Source organism: Microbacterium jejuense (assembly GCF_019511665.1).
GTDB classification, from domain to species: domain Bacteria; phylum Actinomycetota; class Actinomycetes; order Actinomycetales; family Microbacteriaceae; genus Microbacterium; species Microbacterium jejuense_A.
Genome location: NZ_JAEUAW010000004.1, coordinates 351,138 through 370,318 on the forward strand (window position 1 = coordinate 351,138; position 19,181 = coordinate 370,318).

The 19,181-nt window shown below is 70.7% G+C and carries 16 protein-coding genes and 2 riboswitches; of the genes, 8 read left to right on the top strand and 8 right to left on the bottom strand.

Features of this window, described 5'->3' with window-relative positions; genetic code table 11:
* Positions 1 to 87 precede the first annotated feature (87 nt).
* Together JNB62_RS07575 and JNB62_RS07580 are read right to left on the bottom strand one after the other, a co-directional pair.
* The gene (locus JNB62_RS07575) at positions 88 to 1,611 is read right to left on the bottom strand and encodes an MDR family MFS transporter (RefSeq protein WP_220300246.1); all 1,524 of its coding nucleotides are present in this window, start codon (positions 1,609 to 1,611) and stop codon (positions 88 to 90) included.
* Positions 1,612 to 1,736: 125 nt separating this feature from the next.
* Positions 1,737 to 1,946, bottom strand: coding sequence for a hypothetical protein (locus tag JNB62_RS07580; protein ID WP_220300247.1), 210 nt, complete (start codon positions 1,944 to 1,946; stop codon positions 1,737 to 1,739).
* A 61-nt stretch (positions 1,947 to 2,007) separates the two neighbouring features.
* Here JNB62_RS07580 and JNB62_RS07585 point away from each other — a divergent pair, with 61 nt between their 5' ends.
* Entirely contained in the window at positions 2,008 to 3,912 is a 1,905-nt protein-coding gene (locus JNB62_RS07585; RefSeq protein ID WP_220300303.1) for an ABC transporter ATP-binding protein, read from the top strand.
* Between the two features lie 21 nt (positions 3,913 to 3,933).
* On the opposite strand, the gene JNB62_RS07590 is transcribed toward JNB62_RS07585, so the two are convergent.
* From JNB62_RS07590 to JNB62_RS07615, 6 genes are read right to left on the bottom strand one after another with little or no spacing between them, the layout of a single operon-like run.
* Complete coding sequence (locus JNB62_RS07590) at positions 3,934 to 4,911, bottom strand: glycosyltransferase family 2 protein (protein ID WP_220300248.1); 978 nt, start codon at positions 4,909 to 4,911, stop codon at positions 3,934 to 3,936.
* A 45-nt stretch (positions 4,912 to 4,956) separates the two neighbouring features.
* Positions 4,957 to 6,102, bottom strand: coding sequence for a cysteine desulfurase family protein (locus tag JNB62_RS07595; RefSeq protein ID WP_220300304.1), 1,146 nt, complete (start codon positions 6,100 to 6,102; stop codon positions 4,957 to 4,959).
* Positions 6,103 to 6,120: 18 nt separating this feature from the next.
* Positions 6,121 to 6,978: a carboxylating nicotinate-nucleotide diphosphorylase gene (nadC, locus tag JNB62_RS07600; RefSeq protein WP_220300249.1), complete on the bottom strand. Its 858-nt coding sequence runs from the start codon at positions 6,976 to 6,978 to the stop codon at positions 6,121 to 6,123.
* Positions 6,972 to 8,567 carry an L-aspartate oxidase gene (nadB, locus tag JNB62_RS07605; RefSeq protein WP_220300250.1) on the bottom strand — a complete coding sequence of 532 codons (1,596 nt, stop codon included), beginning with the start codon at positions 8,565 to 8,567 and terminating at the stop codon, positions 6,972 to 6,974. Before nadB ends, nadC begins: the two co-directional genes overlap by 7 nt.
* Positions 8,564 to 9,916: a quinolinate synthase NadA gene (gene nadA, locus JNB62_RS07610; protein WP_220300251.1), complete on the bottom strand. Its 1,353-nt coding sequence runs from the start codon at positions 9,914 to 9,916 to the stop codon at positions 8,564 to 8,566. Before nadA ends, nadB begins: the two co-directional genes overlap by 4 nt.
* Before the next feature lie 24 nt (positions 9,917 to 9,940).
* The gene (locus tag JNB62_RS07615) at positions 9,941 to 10,681 is read right to left on the bottom strand and encodes an NUDIX hydrolase (RefSeq protein ID WP_223230994.1); all 741 of its coding nucleotides are present in this window, start codon (positions 10,679 to 10,681) and stop codon (positions 9,941 to 9,943) included.
* Positions 10,682 to 10,920: 239 nt separating this feature from the next.
* On the opposite strand from JNB62_RS07615, the gene JNB62_RS07620 reads away from it, so the two are divergent.
* The 7 genes from JNB62_RS07620 to gcvT all read left to right on the top strand — a co-directional run bounded on the left by JNB62_RS07620 (position 10,921) and on the right by gcvT (position 19,153).
* Positions 10,921 to 12,600, top strand: coding sequence for an ABC transporter substrate-binding protein (locus tag JNB62_RS07620; RefSeq protein WP_223230995.1), 1,680 nt, complete (start codon positions 10,921 to 10,923; stop codon positions 12,598 to 12,600).
* A gap of 43 nt (positions 12,601 to 12,643) precedes the next feature.
* Positions 12,644 to 13,639 (top strand): ABC transporter permease, encoded by a 996-nt coding sequence (locus tag JNB62_RS07625; protein WP_220300252.1) that lies wholly within the window; start codon positions 12,644 to 12,646, stop codon positions 13,637 to 13,639.
* 10 nt (positions 13,640 to 13,649) lie between these two features.
* The gene (locus JNB62_RS07630) at positions 13,650 to 14,741 is read left to right on the top strand and encodes an ABC transporter permease (protein ID WP_220300253.1); all 1,092 of its coding nucleotides are present in this window, start codon (positions 13,650 to 13,652) and stop codon (positions 14,739 to 14,741) included.
* Positions 14,738 to 15,628: an ABC transporter ATP-binding protein gene (locus JNB62_RS07635; protein WP_220300254.1), complete on the top strand. Its 891-nt coding sequence runs from the start codon at positions 14,738 to 14,740 to the stop codon at positions 15,626 to 15,628. The genes JNB62_RS07630 and JNB62_RS07635 overlap by 4 nt, the downstream gene beginning before the upstream one ends.
* Positions 15,625 to 16,485 (top strand): ABC transporter ATP-binding protein, encoded by an 861-nt coding sequence (locus JNB62_RS07640; protein ID WP_220300255.1) that lies wholly within the window; start codon positions 15,625 to 15,627, stop codon positions 16,483 to 16,485. Before JNB62_RS07635 ends, JNB62_RS07640 begins: the two co-directional genes overlap by 4 nt.
* A gap of 74 nt (positions 16,486 to 16,559) precedes the next feature.
* On the top strand, positions 16,560 to 17,732 hold the full coding sequence (locus tag JNB62_RS07645) for a MarP family serine protease (protein ID WP_220300256.1): 1,173 nt from the start codon (positions 16,560 to 16,562) through the stop codon (positions 17,730 to 17,732).
* Between the two features lie 62 nt (positions 17,733 to 17,794).
* Positions 17,795 to 17,891, top strand: a riboswitch (glycine riboswitch).
* Positions 17,892 to 17,993, top strand: a riboswitch (glycine riboswitch).
* Positions 17,994 to 18,040: 47 nt separating this feature from the next.
* Positions 18,041 to 19,153, top strand: a complete 1,113-nt coding sequence (gene gcvT / locus JNB62_RS07650) for a glycine cleavage system aminomethyltransferase GcvT (protein ID WP_220300257.1) — start codon at positions 18,041 to 18,043, stop codon at positions 19,151 to 19,153.
* Positions 19,154 to 19,181 lie beyond the last annotated feature (28 nt).

The following is a 19,181-nucleotide window of genomic DNA, read 5'->3' on the forward strand; positions in this document are numbered from 1 at the left end:
GGGTGTGTCTCGGGTGCATCCAGAATCACGGATGCCCCGCCCCCTGTCGAGGGAGCGGGGCATCCGTGAGATACGCGGGGAGCCTGATCAGTGCCCGGCGACCATGCCCTCGGGCTGGTCGGCCGGCTTGCGGATGAGGAACGCGCCGACCAGCAGCGGGAGCGACAGGACTGCCGCGGTGAGGAACGCCGCGTGCGTGCCCGCGGCGCCGGCGGCAAGCGCGTCGGCGCCGGACTCGGTCGCGCCGGACGTCGCCGCCGCCATCACACCGAACATGAGCGCGATGCCGGCCGCTCCGGCGACCTGCTGGACGGTGCCGAGCACGGCCGAGCCGTACGAGTAGAACTTCGGCTGCAGCGAAGCGAGCGAGGCCGTGAACAATGGCGTGAACGACAGAGCCAGGCCGAAGGACAGCACGGTCTGCGCCACCGCCAGCAGCCAGACCGGGGTCGACTGCGTGAAGGTGGTGTAGTACCAGAGCATTCCGCTCGTGATCACGGCACCCGGGACGAGCAGGATGCGCGTGCCCCAGCGGTCGTACACGCGCCCGATGACCGGACCGGCCAGACCCATCGCCAGCGCACCGGGCAGCACGACGAGGCCCGTCGTCAGCGGGTCGACGCCCAGGACGTCCTGCGCGTACAGCGGCACGACGGTGATCGCGCCGAAGAACGCCATGGACATGATGGCCATCTGCGCGATCGAGAGCGAGAAGTTCGCGCTTCCGAACACGCGAAGGTCGAGGAGCGCGTCGTCCTTGCGCTGCAGCACCACCTGACGCCAGCCGAACAGACCGAGTGCGACGACACCGACGACGAGGGCCACGACGAGGGTCGCCGTGGACGCGGCGCTCGCGGCTGCGGCATCCGCCCCGCCGCCGTGTCCGCCCGCACCCAGCTGGCTGAGTCCGAACACGAGACCGCCGAACCCGAGGGCCGACAGGATGACCGACACGACGTCGATCGGCGCGTGCGTGGTCTCGCCGAGATTGTGGATCCAGCGTGCGCCCACCACGAGCGCGACGACGGCGATCGGCAGCACGACGCCGAAGATCCACCGCCACTCGAAGTTGTTCAGCAGGGCGCCCGCCAGCGTCGGGCCGATCGCGGGCGCGAGCGACATCACGATGCTGACTCGGCCCATCATGCGTCCGCGGATCGCGGGCGGGACGACGGTCATGAGCGTCGTCATGAGCAGCGGCATCATGATCGCGGTGCCGGATGCCTGCACGACGCGTGCCACGAGCAGCATCGTGAACCCGGGGGACAGGAAGGCGATCAGCGTCCCCACCGAGAACAGGCCCATGGCCGCGACGAACATCGTGCGCGTCGTGAACCGGCGCAGCAGGAAGCCCGTGATCGGGATGACGACCGCCATCGTCAGCATGAACGCGGTCGTGAGCCACTGCGCGGCCAACGCGGTGATGCCGAGGTCCGTGATGAGGTGCGGGATCGCCACACCCATCGTGGTCTCGTTGAGGATGGCGACGAAGGCCGCTGCAAGCAGCAGCCACACGACGCGGCTCTCTTCTGGGCGCAGCGCGGGCGCGGCGCCGGGTGCGGAGGCAGCGGGGATGCTGCCCGTTCCGGGTGTCGTCTCGATGGCGGCCATGGGTCGTCTCCTCGCGGCTCGGATGGACAGCAATGTGCCATCCGAGGATGGCAAGCCTCCAAGGTAACCGCGGGGTCCGACATCGCATTCCCGGATCCGGGAGCGAATTCGGCGACCGCGGCGGGTCAGCTGTGGGTGGGCTCCTCGCCAGGCGCGTTCCAGTCCTCGGAGCCGATGGCGTCGGTCGGCTCGGGGGTGGGCTCACGCTCTTCGAGGGTGTGGGGCAGCGGGTTCACGAGCTCCTCGTGCGGGATCGCCTTGAGCTCATCGATCTCTGCGCGGAGCTCCGCGAGGTCGCTGCCGTCGTGTTCAGGGGCATCGGGAGTCGAGGTCATACCGCGAGCCTAGCGTCGCGGCCGCCGATGTCGAGACGCTCACTAGGCTGGCGGAGTGAGCATGCGCGGCGGTGGTGGCGGGGGAGGACACCCCGGCTTCCGTCCGGTGGACACCGAGGCGCAGCGGCGCGCGAACGCCTCGGCCCCGCGCATCCCCGACCTCGGTGCGCGCGTGGTCGCCCTGTTCCGCCCGTACCTGTGGTCGATCGTGCTCACGGGCGTCCTCGTCGTGGGCGGCGCCGGCATCGCGGTCATCCCGCCGCTGCTGGTGCAGCGCGTCTTCGACGACGCGCTGTTCCCGGTCGACGGATCGGCGCCGGACCTCGCGCTGCTGTGGCGTCTCGTGCTCGCGATGATCGCGCTGTTCCTGCTCGGCGCGGCCGTCGGCGTGCTGCAGACGTGGCTCACCTCGACCGTGGGCAACCGCGTGACCGGAGACCTCCGCACGAAGCTGTTCGACCACCTGCAGTCGATGGAGCTCGCGTTCTTCACGCGCACGAAGACGGGCGTCATCCAGTCGCGGCTGCAGAACGACGTCGGCGGCGTGTCGGGCGTGCTGACGAACACCGTCACGAGCATCCTCGGCAACGCCGTCACCGTCGTGGCCTCGCTCGTCGCGATGATCATCATCGACTGGCGCCTCACCCTCATCGCCGTCGTGCTGATGCCGTTCCTCGTGATCGTGCAGCGCCGGGTGGGGCAGGTGCGCGCACGCATCGCCGGTGAGACGCAGGAGTCGCTGTCGGAGCTGACCTCGATCACGCAGGAGACCCTGAGCGTCTCGGGCATCCTCCTGTCGAAATCGTTCAACCGGCAGCGCACCGAGTCGGCGCGCTACGCGGACGAGAACACCAACCAGGTGCGGCTGCAGGTGCGGCGCGCCATGAGCGGCCAGGGCTTCTTCGCGGTCGTGCAGGTGCTGATGGCCAGCGTGCCCGCCGTGATCTACCTCGTGTCGGGGTACTTCATCTCCGACGGCGCCGACGCGATCACGGCGGGAACGATCGTCGCCTTCACGACGGTGCAGGCTCGACTGCTCATGCCTCTCATGGGTCTCATGCGCGTCTCGCTCGACCTGCAGACGTCGTCGGCCCTGTTCGCGCGCATCTTCGAGTACCTCGACCTGGTGCCGTCGATCCAGGACGCCCCCGACGCCCTGGACGTCGCCGCGGCGCCCGGGCCGCTCGGCCGCATCGAGTTCCGCGACGTCGTCTTCCGGTATCCGGATGCCGCACCCGACGCCCACCCGACGCTGCGAGGGGTGTCGTTCGTCGCCGAGCCGGGCCAGCACGTGGCGTTCGTCGGGCCGTCCGGCGCCGGCAAGACGACCGTGCTGTACCTCACGCCGCGCCTGTACGAGGCGTCCGCGGGATCCGTGCTGTTCGCGGGCGAGGAGGTGCGGCACCTGCGGCAGGAGTCGATCATCGACAGCGTCGGCATCGTGTCGCAGGAGACGTACCTCTTCCACGCGACGATCCGCGAGAACCTGCGTTACGCCAAGCCCGACGCGACGGATGCCGAGTTGGAGGCCGCGTGCCGCGCCGCCAACATCCACCATGTCATCTCGGGGTTCGAGAAGGGCTACGACACCGTGGTGGGCGAGCGCGGCTACCGGCTCTCTGGCGGCGAGAAGCAGCGCATCGCGATCGCGCGCGTGCTGCTGAAGGATCCGCCGGTACTGCTCCTCGACGAGGCGACGTCGGCGCTCGACACGGTGTCGGAGCGGGTGGTGCAGGAGGCATTGGATGCCGCCTCCCGCGGCCGCACGACGCTCACTGTCGCGCACCGTCTGTCGACGGTGATCGGAGCGGACGTCATCCACGTCGTCGAGGGCGGGCGCATCGTCGAGTCGGGCACCCACGCCGAGCTGATCGCGGCCGGCGGGCTCTACTCCGAGCTCGCGGCGCAGCAGCTGGCGTCGTCGCGCATCCTGGAGGCCGAGCAGGCGCTCGAGGCCGAGGACTGATCTCTCACGCGCGGCGTCGCGTCACCACAGCTGCGCGGCCGTGACCGCCGTCGCCGCCGGCTCCGCCAGCTGCACGCCGTCGGCGCGCGCCCACAGCGTCCGGACGAAGGCGCCGAGCTCGCGCCGGTACGCCGGATCGGCATGATCGCGCGCGAGGTCGACGAGGGGCGGCAGGTCCATCGTGAGGATGAGCCGCACGCGCGCGGCCGCCGCGCGGGTCTGGCCGGCGGCATCCAGCACGGCGATCCCGCCCGCGAGCGCCTCCAGATAGTCGCGCATGACGGGCAGCTCGCCCTTGTGCTGGGTGATCGACGACCCGTCGGCGCGCTCGCGCCATTCCACCACCACGTCGGGGATGACGTCGAACGCGCGGGCGCGGGTGTACAGCTGCTGGGCGACGATCTGGTCCTCATACGCCTTGCCGACAGGAAAGCGCAGGCCCGTGCGGCGCCACAGCTCCGTGCGGCTGACCTTCGACCACGCGACGATGTTGCCGGAGGCCTCGGGGTGGGCGTCGAGCGTCGTGCCCGTGCGCGCCGGGTCGGTGGCGGCAGCGACCCACGGCTGCACCGAACCGGCGACGTAGCGGCCGTCGGCCTCGGGCCGCAGGCGCACGTAGGCACCCAGCGCGACGTCGCTGCCGCTGCCGAGGACGGTGCCGACGAGGCGCTCGAGCGCGTGCGGGGTGAAGCGGTCGTCGGCATCGAGGAATCCGAGCAGCGGCGTGCGCACGAGATCGAGCCCGGTGTTGCGCGCCGCGCTGAGTCCGCCGCGCTCGCGATGATGCACGACGTGGAACCTGTCGTCCGACGCTGCGGCGGCGTCGAACAGCGCGCCCGTCTCGTCGTTCGACGCATCGTCGACGAGGATCGCCACCCAGTCGGTGAGCGTCTGCGCGCGGAGCGATTCGAGCGCCTCGGCGGCGTAGGGGCCGACGTCGTAGCCGGGGACGATGACGGTCACGACGGGGCTGTGTACGTCTTCGAACCTGCGGGGCACGCCCCCGATCCTAGGGCGCCTGACGAGCGGGTCGGTCCGCCGGCGTCATCCGGCGACGGCTGCGACCGAGGCCTCGACGGCATCGGCGACGGCGTCCAGCGGTGCGTTCAGCCACCGAGGGAAGGTGAAGCGCACGGCCGTCTGCGCCACCTCGGGAGCAACGCCCATCGCCACGAGGACGTGCGAGGGCTCGTCGCTTCCGGCGGCGCACGCCGAACCGCTCGACGACACGACGCCGCGGCGCTCCAGCTCCAGCAGCACCGCCTCCCCGCTCGTGCCCGCGAACGTGAAGCTGGCCGTGCCGGCAAGCCGGTGCTTCGGGTCGCCGGTGAGCCGCGCGGACGGCACGCGCTCGAGGACGCGCGCGATGAAGCGGTCGCGGAGGGCTTCGACGCGCGCGGATGCCTCAGCCCGCTCCTGTTCGGCGAGCTCCAGCGCGGTCGCGAACCCGACGGCGCCCGCGACGTCCTCCGTGCCGCTGCGGCGCCCGCGCTCCTGTCCGCCGCCGTGCAGCAGCGGCTCCAGGGGGATGCGCCCGCGCACCCCGAGCACTCCTGTGCCCTTGGGTGCTCCGAGCTTGTGACCGGCGAGCGAGATCGCGTCGTAGCCGAGCTCCGCCGCCGAGAGGGGCAGCCAGCCTGCGGCCTGGACCGCGTCGAGGTGCAGCGGCACCCCGCGTCCGTGCACGGCTGCGGCCAGTGCGGCGGCATCCTGGATCGTCCCGATCTCGTTGTTCGCGTAGCCGATCGCGACGAGGGCGGTGTCGTCGCGCAGGGCGGCGGCGACGGCATCCACCGACACGCGTCCGTGCGCGTCGACCGGGACGCGGGTCGCCTCGAACCCGTGGACCCGCTCGAGGTAGGCGACCGATTCGAGCACCGACTCATGCTCGATCGGCGTCGTCACGACGTGCGCCCGCCGGTCGTCGCGGCGCAGCGCCGCGGCGATCGCGATGCCCTTGATCGCGAGGTTGTTGGCCTCGGTGCCGCCGCTCGTGAAGACGACGTCGCCGGCGCGCAGACCGAGGATCCGCGCGACGCGGGCTCGTGCGTCCGAGAGAGCATCGGCGGCGGCCTCGCCGACCGTGTGGTGGCTCGAAGGGTTGCCGTACCACCGCGTGAGGTACGGCATCATCGCCTCGAGCACCTCGGGGCGCACCGGCGTGGTCGCCGCGTTGTCGAGGTAGAGCATGCTCATGGGGACTCGCCGTCAGGCCGCGTCGATCCGGACGTCGAGCCCGAGGTCGAGGGCGCGCGCCGAGTGCGTGAGCGCGCCGACCGAGATGACGTCGACGCCGGTCTCGGCGATGGCGCGGACCGTCTGCAGCGACACGCCGCCCGAGGCCTCCACCGTGGCCCGGCCGGCGACCTGGGCGACACCGGTGCGCAGGTCGTCGAGCGAGAAGTTGTCGAGCATGATCGTGCCGATGCCGGCCGCGAGCACAGGCTCGATCTGGTCGAGCCGGTCCACCTCGACCTCGATGTGCGTCGTGTGGGGCAGGAAGTCCTTCGCCGCGAGGAGCGCCGCCGTGGACGACACGCCCTTCTGCGCGAGCACGGCGAGGTGGTTGTCCTTGGCCATGACGGCATCCGAGAGCGAGTGGCGGTGGTTGCGCCCGCCGCCGTCGCGCACGGCCTTGCGCTCGAACGCGCGCAGCCCCGGCGTCGTCTTGCGGGTGTCGGCGATGCGCGCGCCGGTGTGCGCCACCTCGGCCACGTACGCTCCGGTGAGGGTCGCGATGCCCGACATGCGCTGCACGAAGTTGAGCCCGATGCGCTCGGCCGTGAGCACGCCGCGCGCGGGACCGGTCACGACCGCGAGCACCGCGCCGGGCTCGAACCACTCGCCGTCCTCGACCACGAGCTCGACGTCGATGCGCGGATCGGTGAGGCGGAAGGCGGCCTCGAACACCTCGCCGCCCGAGAAGACGCCGCGCTCGCGTGCGACGAGGTCCGCGCGTGCCACCGCGGTCTCGGGGATCAGCGCCTCGCTCGTGAGGTCGCCCCAGGGAGCGTCCTCCTCCAGTGCGGCGGCGACGGTGCGGTCGATCACGGCTCGCGTCAGCATGCGACGGCCTCCTCCTGGTGCGGCGCGGCGGCCGCGCCGGCGGCGTCGTCGGAACGGAAGTGGGCGCCGACCGACGAACGGCGGGCGCGCGCGGCGGCGACGGCCTGCTCTGCCACGAGTAGCAGGTTCTCGTCCTCGTGGTCGTGCTCGCTGCGCGGTGCGCGCGCCTGCGCCCGCCACGACGCGATGAGGGATGCCGCGTGCCCGAGGCCCGCTTCGTCGCGCACGAGTCCCGCGTCCTCCCACATGAGGTGCTGCAGGGCGGAGCGCGAGAACGGCGGGGCGTCGGACGCCGGAGCGGTCGGCTCGGCCGGCGGGACGGAGGGCGGCGCCGGCGCGAGGGTCAGGACGGGCCAGGCACCGGATGCCGCGTCCGCAGCGATCGCGTCGCCCGCGCGGGCGCCGAACACGGCGCCCTCGAGGAGCGAGTTCGAGGCGAGGCGATTCGCGCCGTGCACGCCGGTGCGCGCCGTCTCGCCGACGGCGTAGAGCCCGGGGAGCGTCGTGCGCCCGTGCAGGTCGGTCGCGACGCCGCCCATGAGGAAGTGCGCTGCGGGCTTCACCGGGATCGGCTCGCGCGCCCAGTCGAGGCCGCGCTCACGGACCACCGCGTCGATGGTCGGAAAGCGACGCGAGAGGAAGGCGGCCCGCTCGCCGGCATCAGCCGAGTGCAGATGCGTGGCGTCGAGGAACACCGGCCTGCCGTCCTGCTCCTCCATCTGGTGGGCGATGGCCCGGGCGACGATGTCGCGCGGCGCGAGCTCGCCGTCGGGGTGGGCGTCGAACGCGAAACGGCGCCCGTGCTCGTCGACAAGCGTGGCGCCCTCCCCGCGCACCGCCTCCGACACGAGGAACGAGTCGCCCGCCGCAAGCACCGTGGGATGGAACTGGTAGAACTCCAGGTCGCGCACCGCGGCACCCGCCCGGATCGCCGCGGCGATGCCGTCGCCCGTCGCCACCTCGGGGTTCGTGGAGTGCGCGTACAGCTCGCCGGCACCGCCGGTCGCGAGGATGACGGCGTCGGCGGCGAGCGTCTCGCGGCGCCCGGGAACCGTGTCGGACTCGCCGACGAGGAGCTCGACGCCGGCGACGCGGCCGTGCGTCACGACGAGGTCGACGAGGAAGGCGTGCTCCACGACGGTGACCGCGCTCGCGCGGAGCCGGGCGACGAGGGCCCTCTCGATCGCCGTGCCCGTCGCATCCCCGCCGGCATGGAGGATGCGCGGGTACGAGTGCGCCGCCTCCAGCCCCTTCACGAACCCGCCGCTCGCATCGAGGTCGAACGCGACGCCGAGGGCGATCAGCTCGCGGATCCGGTCCGGCCCCTCATCGACGAGCACGCGCACCGCGGCCTCATCGCCGATCCCGGCGCCGGCGACCAGCGTGTCGTGCACGTGGTCCTCGGCCCGGTCGTCGTCGAACATCACGCCCGCGATGCCGCCCTGGGCGAAGCGCGTGTTCGCGTGCTCGAGCACGTCCTTGGTGACCAGCGTCACGCGGCAGCCGTGCTCGACCGCGTGCAGCGCCGTCAGCAGTCCGGCGATGCCCGAGCCGACGACCACCGCGCGCGGCGCGTCGGATGCGGTCATGAGGCGTTCTCCCAATCCGCCGCGGGGGCGGCCGGCGGCTTGGCCGCCAGCATCCGCTCCAGGGCGAGGCGGGCGGGCTCCGCGACGTCCTGCGGCACCGTGATGCGGTTGCGCACGTCGCCGTCGACCAGGCCCTCCAGCACCCATGCCAGGTAGCCGGGGTGGATGCGGTACATCGTCGAGCACGGGCACACCACCGGGTCGAGGCAGAAGATCGTGTGCTGAGGGTGCTCGGCAGCCAGTCGCTGCACGAGGTTCACCTCGGTGCCGATGGCGAACGTCGTCGGCTCGGTCGCGGCCTCGATCGCCTTGCGGATGTAGTCAGTCGACCCCGCCTCGTCCGCCGCGTCGACGACCTCCATGGGGCACTCCGGGTGGACGATGACGCGCACGCCCGGGTGCTCGGCGCGCGCCTTCTCGATCTGGTCGACCGAGAAGCGTCGGTGGACCGAGCAGAAGCCGTGCCACAGGATCACGCGCGCATCGGCCAACGTCTGTGCGTCCGAGCCGCCGTAGGGCTTGCGCGGGTTCCACATCGGCATCTGCTCGAGCGGCACCCCCATCGCCTTCGCGGTGTTGCGGCCGAGGTGCTGGTCGGGGAAGAACAGCACGCGGCGACCGCGCTCGAACGCCCACTCCAGCACCGTCCGCGCGTTGGAGGACGTGCAGACGATGCCGCCGTGACGGCCGACGAAGCCCTTGATGGCGGCGCTGGAGTTCATGTACGTCACCGGCACGACGGGCACGAAACCCTCGGCATCCTTCGCATCCATGTCGCCGTAGATCTCGGCGAGCTGCTCCCACGCCTCTTCGACCTGGTCGATGTCGGCCATGTCGGCCATCGAGCAGCCGGCGGCGAGGTTCGGGAGGATGACGGCCTGCTCCGGGCGCGACAGCAGGTCGGCCGTCTCGGCCATGAAGTGCACGCCGCAGAACACGATCGCCTCGGCGTCGGGGTGCTCGAGCGCCGCGTTCGCGAGCTGGAAGGAGTCGCCGACGTAATCGGCGTGCACGACGACCTCTTCGCGCTGATAGAAGTGGCCGAGCACCACGACGCGGTCGCCGAGCGTCGCCTTGGCCGCGCGGATGCGCGCGGCGAGCTCGGCCTCCGACGCCTCGCGGTACTCGAGCGGCAGCTCGCCCTGGCGCGGCGATCCGGTCGGGATGACGTCGCCCATCGACGAGCCCGGACCGTAGCCCGGACGCGTGTCGAAGTCCCACGGACCGGCGGCGAGGTCGGTGTTGCAGGTCTCACCCTGCAGCGCACCCGAGACGATCGCCTGGATCTCGTGGTCGACAGAAGGGTCGAGCTCGGGCCGGGGCTGGAGGGTGATGTTGACGGCGGGCATGTCGGGCGCTCCGTTCGGGATGGGTCAGTGGACGGCGTCGAGCGGGCCGCGATCGGCGAGCTCGACGTCCTGGTTGTAGCGGTACAGCCGCGCGGGGCGGTGGCTGCCGGTGCGGAAGCGGTCGGTCGGGATGAGGGTGCCCGAGTTCTCGACCTGCCGACGGAAGTTCGCGGGGTCCAGGCGGCGGCCGAGGATGGCCTCATACACCTCGCGCAGGTCGGCCAGGGTGAACTCGTCGGCGAGCAGGCCGTGCGCGATGCGGCTGTAGCCCACCTTGTTGCGCAGGCGCCACAGCGCGTAGTCGACGATCTCGTTGTGGTCGAAGGCCAGTCGGGGGAGCGCGGCGGCATCGAACCACTGCACGTTCTCGGTCGCGAAGAGGGGCTCGACGGCATCCTCCGAGATCTCGTCGGCGCGGATGAGTGCCCAGTACACGATCGAGACGACCCGCGTGGGGGAGCGGTCGACCGCGCCGAACGCGTACAGCTGCTCGAGATAGCTCGGTGCCAGCCCGGTCGTCTCGGCGAGGGTGCGGGATGCCGCGGCATCGAGGCTCTCGGCGATGTCGAGCCATCCGCCCGGCAGAGCCCACTGGCCCTCGTGCGGGTCGCGCGTGCGTCGCACGAGGGGGAGCGCCACCCGTGCCGCCTCGCCGCCGTCCAGTCGCCGCAGCGCGAAGATGACGGTCGACACGGCGACGCGCGTCACGTCTGCGGCGGCGGACGCGACGGTCGCGGGAGTGGTGTCGGCGGTTGTTCTGGTCATGATGACTCTAACTAGGTCCGATCATAGTGTCAGAGTGACCTGAAGCCAAACCGGCGTCGACACAAACCGCGGATCACGACGCCGGAGTCGAACCGTTGCCAAGACGTGACGAATCCGGGATGCGGCGCCGGGGAATGTTTGTTAGGTTTACGTTCAAACGTTTGTTAGGGAACAGAACTAATGGACGTCCCCGGGTGCCCTGCACTCCTCCCTGCAATGCCGCACGAGAGAAAGAACCAATGATGATTCGAAACGCGAAGCGCCGCGCCGCGCTTCTCGCCGTCGCCGGGGCAGCGATCCTCGGCCTCGGCCTGTCGGGTTGTGCCGGTGGAGGCGGAGGCGACGACTCCTCCTCCGAAGGACGCACGCTGCGGGTCTGGGCCGGAAGCCAGACCCCGATCGAGGCGAACTTCAACCCGTTCTCACCGAGCGTGCTCCACGCCGCCCTCGGCCCCATCTACGAGCCGCTCTTCTTCTACAACAAGACCGCCGACGAGGCGCCCTCGCCCATGCTCGGCGAGAGCTTCGAGTACAACGAGGACGGCACCGTCATCACGGTCACGCTCAAGGACGGCGTGAAGTGGAGCGACGGCGAGGACTTCACCGCCGCCGACGCTGCGTTCACGTTCAACTACGAGCCCAACCACCGGGACGGGCTCATCTCGGCGGAGGCGCCGGATGACACGACGCTCGTCTTGACGTACGCGACGCCGCAGTACACCAACGAGTTCCAGATTCTCGGCACGACGTGGATGCTGCCCGAGCACATCTGGAAGGACGTCGACGACTACTCGACGTTCACCGACGAAGACCCGGTCGGCACCGGCCCGTACGTCGTCGACAAGGTGACGGATGCCTCGTACACGGTCGTCGCGAACGAGAACTTCCGCGAGGAGGGCGTTCCCGCGATCAAGAAGGTGCAGTACATCGGCATCGACGCCAACCAGTCGGCGCAGGACCTGCTGACCGCCGGCAAGCTCGACTGGACCGGCATGTTCGTGCCCAACCCCGACTCGGTCACCGACAAGGGCGTCATCAGCATGATCAACACGCCGCAGGACCCGACCGTCCTGTACACGTGCTCGAATGCCGAGCTCGGCTGCACCGGCCCGCAGACCGACGTCGCCGTCCGCCAGGCGCTGAACGTCGCGATCGACCGCGGCACCATCAAAGAGAAGGCGTTCGTCGGCCTCACCGGCGACATCTCGCCCGCCTTCACGCTCATGCCGCGCGACGCCAAGTGGCTCGCCGACCCGGCGAACGAGACGAGCCCGCAGTCGCCCGACGCCGCCGCCGCGGGAGAGATCCTCGAAGCCGCCGGCTACACGAAGGGCAGTGACGGCTTCTACGGCAAGGACGGCACGCCGATCGAGCTGAGCCTCGTCTCGGTGGACGGCTGGACCGACTACAACGACGCCGCGAAGCTCATCTCGGAGCAGGCCGCCGAGGCCGGCATCAAGGTCACCGCGTCGACGGTGCAGTGGCAGGAGTTCTCGGACGCGCGTCAGACCGGTCAGTACCAGCTGATCATGGGCGGCGTCATCGGCACCTCGGTCGCCGACCCGTTCCAGATCTACAAGGACTGGTTCACCGGCGAGTCGACCTCGCAGGTCGGCCAGGAGGTCCCGACGGGCCGCTGGAACTTCAGCCGCTACGACAACCCGATCGTCAACGAGGCCGTGGCCGCTGCTGCCGCCACGAACGACGAGGCGGTCAAGAAGGAGGCGTACGCCAAGGTGCAGACCGAGATCGTGCGCGACCTGCCCTACATCCCGCTCGTCATCAACGCCACCCAGACGTTCTACAACTCGAAGGACTTCACGGGCTGGCCGACCGAGGACGACCTGTACGCCTTCCCGCCCGCGTGGGGCTCGGTGGCGGCCGGCTACGTCCTCCAGCACCTGGAGCCGGTGAAGTAATGCAGAACCGGGCAGAAGCCGCGGCACGGAGGAGCAGGCCGCAATGAAGTTCTATGCGCGGCGGATCGCGTTCTATGTGGTGACACTGTGGGCGACGATCTCCCTCAACTTCCTCCTGCCGAGGCTTCTGCCCGGCGACCCCGCCGACATCATGATCGCCAAGATGCAGCGTGCCGGCGGGGAGATCAGCGAGACCCAGATCCGCAACATCAAGGCCCTCCTGGGGGGCACGGACCAGTCGATGTGGGAGCAGTACGTCAACTACTGGAGCCGGCTGCTCCAGGGAGATCTGGGCATCTCCATCACGAAGTACCCGACCCCGGTGGTGGATCTCATCTCGGCGGCCCTGCCGTGGACCGTGATCCTGGTCGGGCTCGCCACCGTCATCTCGTTCGTCCTGGGCATCGGCATCGGCGCGTGGGTCGGCTGGCGCCGCGGCACGTGGGTCGACCACCTGGTGCCCTTCACGACGGTGCTCCAGTCCATTCCGTACTTCTGGCTCGCCCTGGTCCTGGTGGCGATCTTCTCGGTCGCACTGGGGTGGTTCCCGATCATCGGCGGCTACGACGTGTTCGAGTACCCCGACGGGCCGGAGTGGAGCTGGTCCTTCATCGGCAACGCGATCTACCACGGCTTCCTGCCCGCGCTGACGATCGTGATCAGCTCGGTCGGAGGGTGGCTGCTGGGCATGCGCAACATGATGGTGTCGACCGTCTCGGAGGACTACATCGTCACCGCGGAGGCGAAGGGTCTGAAGCCCATGCGCATCCTCCGCACGTACGCCACCCGCAACGCCGCCATCCCCTCGATCGCCGGCTTCAGCATCTCGCTCGGCTTCGTGGTCGCCGGCTCCATCGTCATGGAGCAGGTGTTCACCTACCCGGGCGTCGGCAAGCTGATGATCCAGTCCGTGCAGAACAGCGACTACGCGCTCATGCAGGGCGTGTTCCTGGTGATCACGATCGCCGTGCTCGCGGCGAACTTCATCATGGACCTCGTCTACGGATTCATCGACCCGAGGGCGCGCCACAATGTCTGAGGAAACCGAAGTGACCGACCCGCTCACCTCCGAGCCCGCCGTCGACGAGCCTGGTGTTGAAGAGCCGCAGACGCTGTCGGACCGCACCATCGATCCCGCGATCATCGCGCCGGGCGCCATCATGACGCCGCCTGCGACCGTCGACATCGTGACCGCCCGCGACGAGGCGCGCGCCGCGCGCCGGGGCATCCGTCAGCTCCTGCCGCGCATGTCGCTCAAGCTCGCGATCGGCCTCGTGATCGTCGTCGGCATCGTGCTGTTCGCGATCATCGCGCCGATCTTCGCGCAGGACCCCCGCGACTCCGACAACCCCGCCCTCCAGCCGCCGAGCCCGGAGCACATCCTCGGCACGACCAAGCTCGGCTACGACGTCTTCGCGCAGCTCGCCACCGGCGCGCAGGGCTCGCTCATGGTCGGCTTCATCGCCGGCCTCATCGCGCTCGTGCTGTCGCTGATCTTCGGCATCGTCGCCGGGTACAAGGGCGGCTGGTGGGACGAGATCCTGTCGCTGTTCACCAACATCATGCTGGTGATCCCCGGCCTGCCGCTCGTGATGGTGATCTCCAGCTACATGCCGGTCCGCAGCTGGCTCTTCATCGCCCTTGTGCTCGGCATCACCGGATGGGCCGGATCCGCCGTCGTGCTGCGGGCGCAGTCGCGGTCGCTGCGCTCACGCGACTACGTGGCGGCCAGCCGCGTCGCGGGAGAGAAGACCGGCCGCATCATCGCCGTCGAGATCCTCCCCAATCTGCTGCCGCTGCTGACCGCGCAGTTCCTCTTCGCCATCATCTTCGCCATCCTCGGCGAGGCGGGCCTGTCGTACCTCGGCCTCGGGCCGACCGGTTCGATCACGTGGGGCACGATGCTCAACGACGCCCAGAGCGGGCAGGCGCTGGGGACCGGGGCCTGGTGGTGGTTCGTGCCGCCGGGGGTGATGATCGCGCTCCTGGGCGCCGGGCTGTCGCTCATCAACTTCTCGATCGACGAGATCATCAACCCGAAACTTCGGCTGGCGCCTCAGAACGCCCGCCGCGTGCGCCAGGCCCAGCGCGCCGGGCGCGGCGTCGAGACCGCCCACACCGCGAACGGAGCAGAGGCATGACGGGCGAAGTCGTTCTCACGGCGACCAACGTGTCGATCGAGTACGAGGTCGATCCGCCGGTGAAGGCGGTGCGGAACGTGTCGCTGACACTGAACCGCGGCGAGATCCTGGGTCTGGCGGGGGAGTCGGGATGCGGCAAGACGACGCTCGCGTACGGCATCAACCGGCTGCTCAAGCCGCCGGCGCTGATGACGGCCGGCGAGGTCGTGTTCCACGACCGCTCGGGCGGGGACATCGACGTCGTCGCGCTCGCCGACGAAGAGCTCCGCCGCTTCCGCTGGGACAAGGTGTCGATGGTGTTCCAGGGCGCCATGAACTCGCTGAACCCGGTCATCAACATCCGGGCGCAGCTGTTCGACGTGTTCACGACGCATCGTCCCGAGATGTCGAAGCGGCAGAAGCAGCAGCGCAGCGAGGAGCTCCTGGAGCTCGTCGGCGTCGACCCCAAGCGGCTGTCGAGCTTTCCGCACGAGCTGTCGGGCGGCATGCGCCAGCGCGTCATGATCGCGATGGCGCTCGCGCTGGATCCGCAGGTCATGATCATGGACGAGCCGACGACGGCACTGGACGTCGTCGTGCAGCGCGGCATCATCCGCGAGATCATGCGGCTGCGCGAGAAGCTCGGGTTCGCCGTCATCTTCATCACCCACGACCTGCCGATGCTGATCGAGATCAGCGATCGCATCGCGGTGATGCTGCAGGGCGAGATCGTCGAGCTCGGCATGGCCACCGACGTCTACCGCCGTCCGCAGCACGAGTACACCAAGAAGCTGCTGTCGAGCTTCCCGAGCCTGCGCGGCGAACGGGGCGACTTCGTGCGCACCGGCACCCAGTCCGTCGCGTCGGCGCTCGAGGCGCAGGCCGCTGTCGAAGGAGGTGCGGCATGACCGCCCACCCTGTCGCTCCCGTGTCGCGCACGCTGGAGGCCCGCAACCTGGTGAAGGATTTCCGGCTGCGCAACGGCCTGAGGTTCTCGACCCTCCACGCCGTGAAGGACGTCTCGTTCACGCTCGAGGCGGGGCGCACGATCGCCCTGGTCGGCGAGTCCGGATCGGGCAAATCGACGATCGCGAGGATGCTCGCCCGGCTCGAGACGCCCACGAGCGGCCAGATCCTCCTCGACGGCAAGCCGATCGGGGGCGGACGGTCGGTGGCCGCGTACCGCGGCGACGTGCAGATGGTGTTCCAGGATCCGTTCGCATCGCTGAACCCGTTCCACTCCATCGCCCACCACCTGGAACGCCCGCTCAAGATCCACAACCCGGGGATCGGCCGCGTCGAGCTGCGGCGTCGCGTGCTCGAGCTGCTCGACCGCGTGCGGCTGGTGCCGAGCGACCGCATGGCCGAGCGCCGGCCTCACGAGCTCTCGGGCGGCCAGCGTCAGCGTGTCGCGATCGCCCGGGCGCTCGCGCCCGGCGCGCAGTTCATCATCGCCGACGAGCCCGTGTCGATGCTCGACGTGTCGATCCGGCTGGGCGTGCTGAACCTGCTCGCGCAGCTGCAGCGCGAAGATCACCTGGGAGTGCTGTACATCACGCACGACCTCGCGACCGCGCGCCACTTCTCCGACGAGATCCTGGTGATGTACCACGGCGACATCGTCGAGCGCGGCCCCGCCGATCACGTCATCCTGAATCCGCAGCACGAGTACACCCGCACGCTGCTGGGTGCGGCGCCGGACCCCGAGAACCAGGGGATGCTGCGCGACGAGGTCCGCAGGGAGCTCGCTGCGGACCGTCTCTGAGCGGCGGGTCGCGGTCGTCTCCCAGGCTCCCTGCGTAGCCTGGCGGGACGGTTCGGCCACGCGAAGGGATGGGCATGATCGTCGTCGACGTGATCGTCGTCCTGATCCTGGTCGGGGCCGTGGCCGCCGGCATCCAGCGCGGTTTCTTCGCGAGCATCGGCGCGCTGGCAGGGCTCGCCGCCGGTGCGGTCGCCGCGTTCTGGCTGACGCCGCTCGTCGGCACCTGGGTGCCCTCGCCGGTGTGGCGCGGTCCTGCGCTGCTGGTGACCGCGATCGGTCTCGTCGCCCTCGGCGCGGCCGCGGGAGCGGCGCTCGGCGCCGTGCTGCGGTCCGGCGCCGACCGCCTGAAGCTCGGCGGCGTGGAGCGCGCACTGGGCGGGATCGCCTCCGTGCTGGCCGCCGGACTCGCGCTCGCCCTGGTCGCCCCCGCCATCGCGGTCGCCGGCATCCCGGTCGTGTCGTCGGCCGTGGCCTCGTCGACCGTGCTGCGCGGCATCGAGGCGGCCACGCCCGACCCCGTCGCCGCGGCCCTGGCCGAGCTGCGGGGTGCGGTCCTCGACGACGGGCTTCCGGGCCTGGGCACACTGCTGGCGCCGGGGACCGTCGAGCCGGCACCGCCCGTGGCACTCGACGACCCCGCGCTGCAGACCGCGGCGGCATCGGTCGCCCGCGTGTCGGGCAACGCCTACGCGTGCGGACGCGGCTCCAGCGGCACCGGCTTCGTGATCGCCGACGACCGCGTCGTCACGAACGCCCACGTGGTCGCGGGCGTCGACACGCCGGTCGTCGAGCTGCCGGGCGTCGCCGCGCGCGAGGGACGCGTGGTGTACTTCGACCCGATCGACGACCTCGCGGTGATCGCGGTGGATGACCTCGATGCCCGGCCGCTGCCGTTCTCGACGACGCTGCCGGCGGGCGCCGCCGCGGTCGTCCAGGGCTACCCGTACGGCGGCCCCTTCACCATGGTGTCGGCCGGCGTGCGCTCGGTCGGCACCGCGACGGTGCCCGATGTCTACGAGTCGTCGTGGAACCCGCGCGAGATCTACGCGCTCGACGCCGAGGTGCGGCCGGGCAACTCGGGCGGCCCGCTGCTGACGGCCGACGGCTCGGTGGCCGGTGTCGTGTTCGCACGCGCGGAGGACGACCCTCAGCTCGGCTACGCGATGACGATGGCCGAGCTCACCCCGGTGGCCGCGCAGGCGCCCCAGCTCACCGACCGCGTGTCGTCGGGGCGCTGCACCGACTGACGTCGCTGCCTCGATCCGGTGGCCCGCCGGGTATGCTGGCTCCGCAAGTCAACACACGGCCCCTCACCCGGGCGGGAGAGCCTCGGCAGCGCGATCGTCGAGCACCGAAGGAGCAAGCCTCCCCGCCAATCTCTCAGGTACGCGTACCGTTCGGGCTGGCCGACTCTGAAAAGCGATCCGTGCACCGCGGATCCGCCGACGGTGAAAGTCCGCACCCCTCGGGACGGGCGAAGCTCTCAGGCCTATGACAGAGGGGGAGTTCTACAGACGTCGACAGGCGTCTGCCCGCCCACGACCGGGAGAACTCGATGACAGACCTCCGCACCACCGCCCTGCACGACCGCCATGAGGCGCTCGGCGCCTCGTTCACCGACTTCGGCGGCTGGCTCATGCCGGTGCGCTACACGTCCGATCTCGCCGAGCACCACGCGGTGCGCACTGCCGCGGGGCTGTTCGACATCTCGCACATGGCGGAGTTCGAGGTGGCCGGCGCGGACGCCGGCAGGTTCCTGGACTTCGCGCTGGCGGGGGCGATCTCGCCCATGCGCGTCGGCAAGGCCAAGTACTCGCTCGTCCTCGCGGAGTCGGGCGGCATCGTCGACGACGTCATCGTCTACCGGCGCGCCGACGACCGCTTCCTCGTGATCGCGAACGCGGGAAACCGGGATGCCGTCGCCGCGGCGTTCACGGACCGTGTCGCCGGCTTCGACGCCGAGGTCGTCGACAGCACCGACGCCTCCTCGCTCATCGCCGTGCAGGGGCCCGTCGCCCGCTCGGTCGTCGAGGCCACCGCGGGCATCGCCGGCGTGCAGCCGGCCTTCGCCGACCTGGGCTACTACGCGTGGTCGGAGGGCGCCTTCGAGGGCACGCCGCTGTTCGTCGCACGCACCGGCTACACCGGAGAGGACGGCTTCGAGCTGCTCGTCCCGAACGAGTCCGCCCCCGCACTGTGGGACGCCCTGCTGGCCGCCGGTGCGCCGCTCGGCCTCGTGCCCGCGGGCCTCGCCGCGCGCGACACGCTGCGCCTGGAGGCGGGCATGCCGCTGTACGGCCACGAGCTGTCGCTCGACATCGTGCCGGCGCAGGCCGGTCTCGGTCGCGTGGTCGCCGCAGACAAGCCGGACTTCGTCGGCAAGGCGGCGCTCGCCGCGGTCGTGGCGCCCGATGCGCCGGTCCTCGTGGGCCTCGTCGCCGAGGGCAGGCGCGCCGGACGAGCGGGCTACGCCGTGGTGGACGGCGACGGCCGGACCGTCGGCGAGATCACCAGCGGCGCGCTGAGCCCGACGCTGGGGCATCCCATCGCCATGGCCTTCGTGTCGCCGTCCTCGAGCGCCGCCGGCACGCCCCTGTTCATCGACGTTCGCGGCACCCGCATCCCCGCGACCGTGACCGCTCTGCCGTTCTACCAGCGCGCGCGCTGACCGACCCGACCGCACACCGGAGGAACCC

Excerpts from the sequence above, each read along its gene's own strand:
- JNB62_RS07645 (WP_220300256.1), top strand. The coding sequence starts at position 16,560 with ATGATCGTCGTCGACGTGATCGTCGTCCTGATCCTGGTCGGGGCCGTG.
- JNB62_RS07595 (WP_220300304.1), bottom strand. The coding sequence starts at position 6,102 with ATGCTCTACCTCGACAACGCGGCGACCACGCCGGTGCGCCCCGAGGTG.
- JNB62_RS07580 (WP_220300247.1), bottom strand. The coding sequence starts at position 1,946 with ATGACCTCGACTCCCGATGCCCCTGAACACGACGGCAGCGACCTCGCG.
- JNB62_RS07575 (WP_220300246.1), bottom strand. The coding sequence starts at position 1,611 with ATGGCCGCCATCGAGACGACACCCGGAACGGGCAGCATCCCCGCTGCC.
- nadA (WP_220300251.1), bottom strand. The coding sequence starts at position 9,916 with ATGCCCGCCGTCAACATCACCCTCCAGCCCCGGCCCGAGCTCGACCCT.
- JNB62_RS07635 (WP_220300254.1), top strand. The coding sequence starts at position 14,738 with ATGACGGGCGAAGTCGTTCTCACGGCGACCAACGTGTCGATCGAGTAC.
- gcvT (WP_220300257.1), top strand. The coding sequence starts at position 18,041 with ATGACAGACCTCCGCACCACCGCCCTGCACGACCGCCATGAGGCGCTC.
- JNB62_RS07585 (WP_220300303.1), top strand. The coding sequence starts at position 2,008 with ATGCGCGGCGGTGGTGGCGGGGGAGGACACCCCGGCTTCCGTCCGGTG.
- JNB62_RS07625 (WP_220300252.1), top strand. The coding sequence starts at position 12,644 with ATGAAGTTCTATGCGCGGCGGATCGCGTTCTATGTGGTGACACTGTGG.
- JNB62_RS07615 (WP_223230994.1), bottom strand. The coding sequence starts at position 10,681 with ATGACCAGAACAACCGCCGACACCACTCCCGCGACCGTCGCGTCCGCC.
- JNB62_RS07620 (WP_223230995.1), top strand. The coding sequence starts at position 10,921 with ATGATGATTCGAAACGCGAAGCGCCGCGCCGCGCTTCTCGCCGTCGCC.
- nadB (WP_220300250.1), bottom strand. The coding sequence starts at position 8,567 with ATGACCGCATCCGACGCGCCGCGCGCGGTGGTCGTCGGCTCGGGCATC.
- nadC (WP_220300249.1), bottom strand. The coding sequence starts at position 6,978 with ATGCTGACGCGAGCCGTGATCGACCGCACCGTCGCCGCCGCACTGGAG.
- JNB62_RS07640 (WP_220300255.1), top strand. The coding sequence starts at position 15,625 with ATGACCGCCCACCCTGTCGCTCCCGTGTCGCGCACGCTGGAGGCCCGC.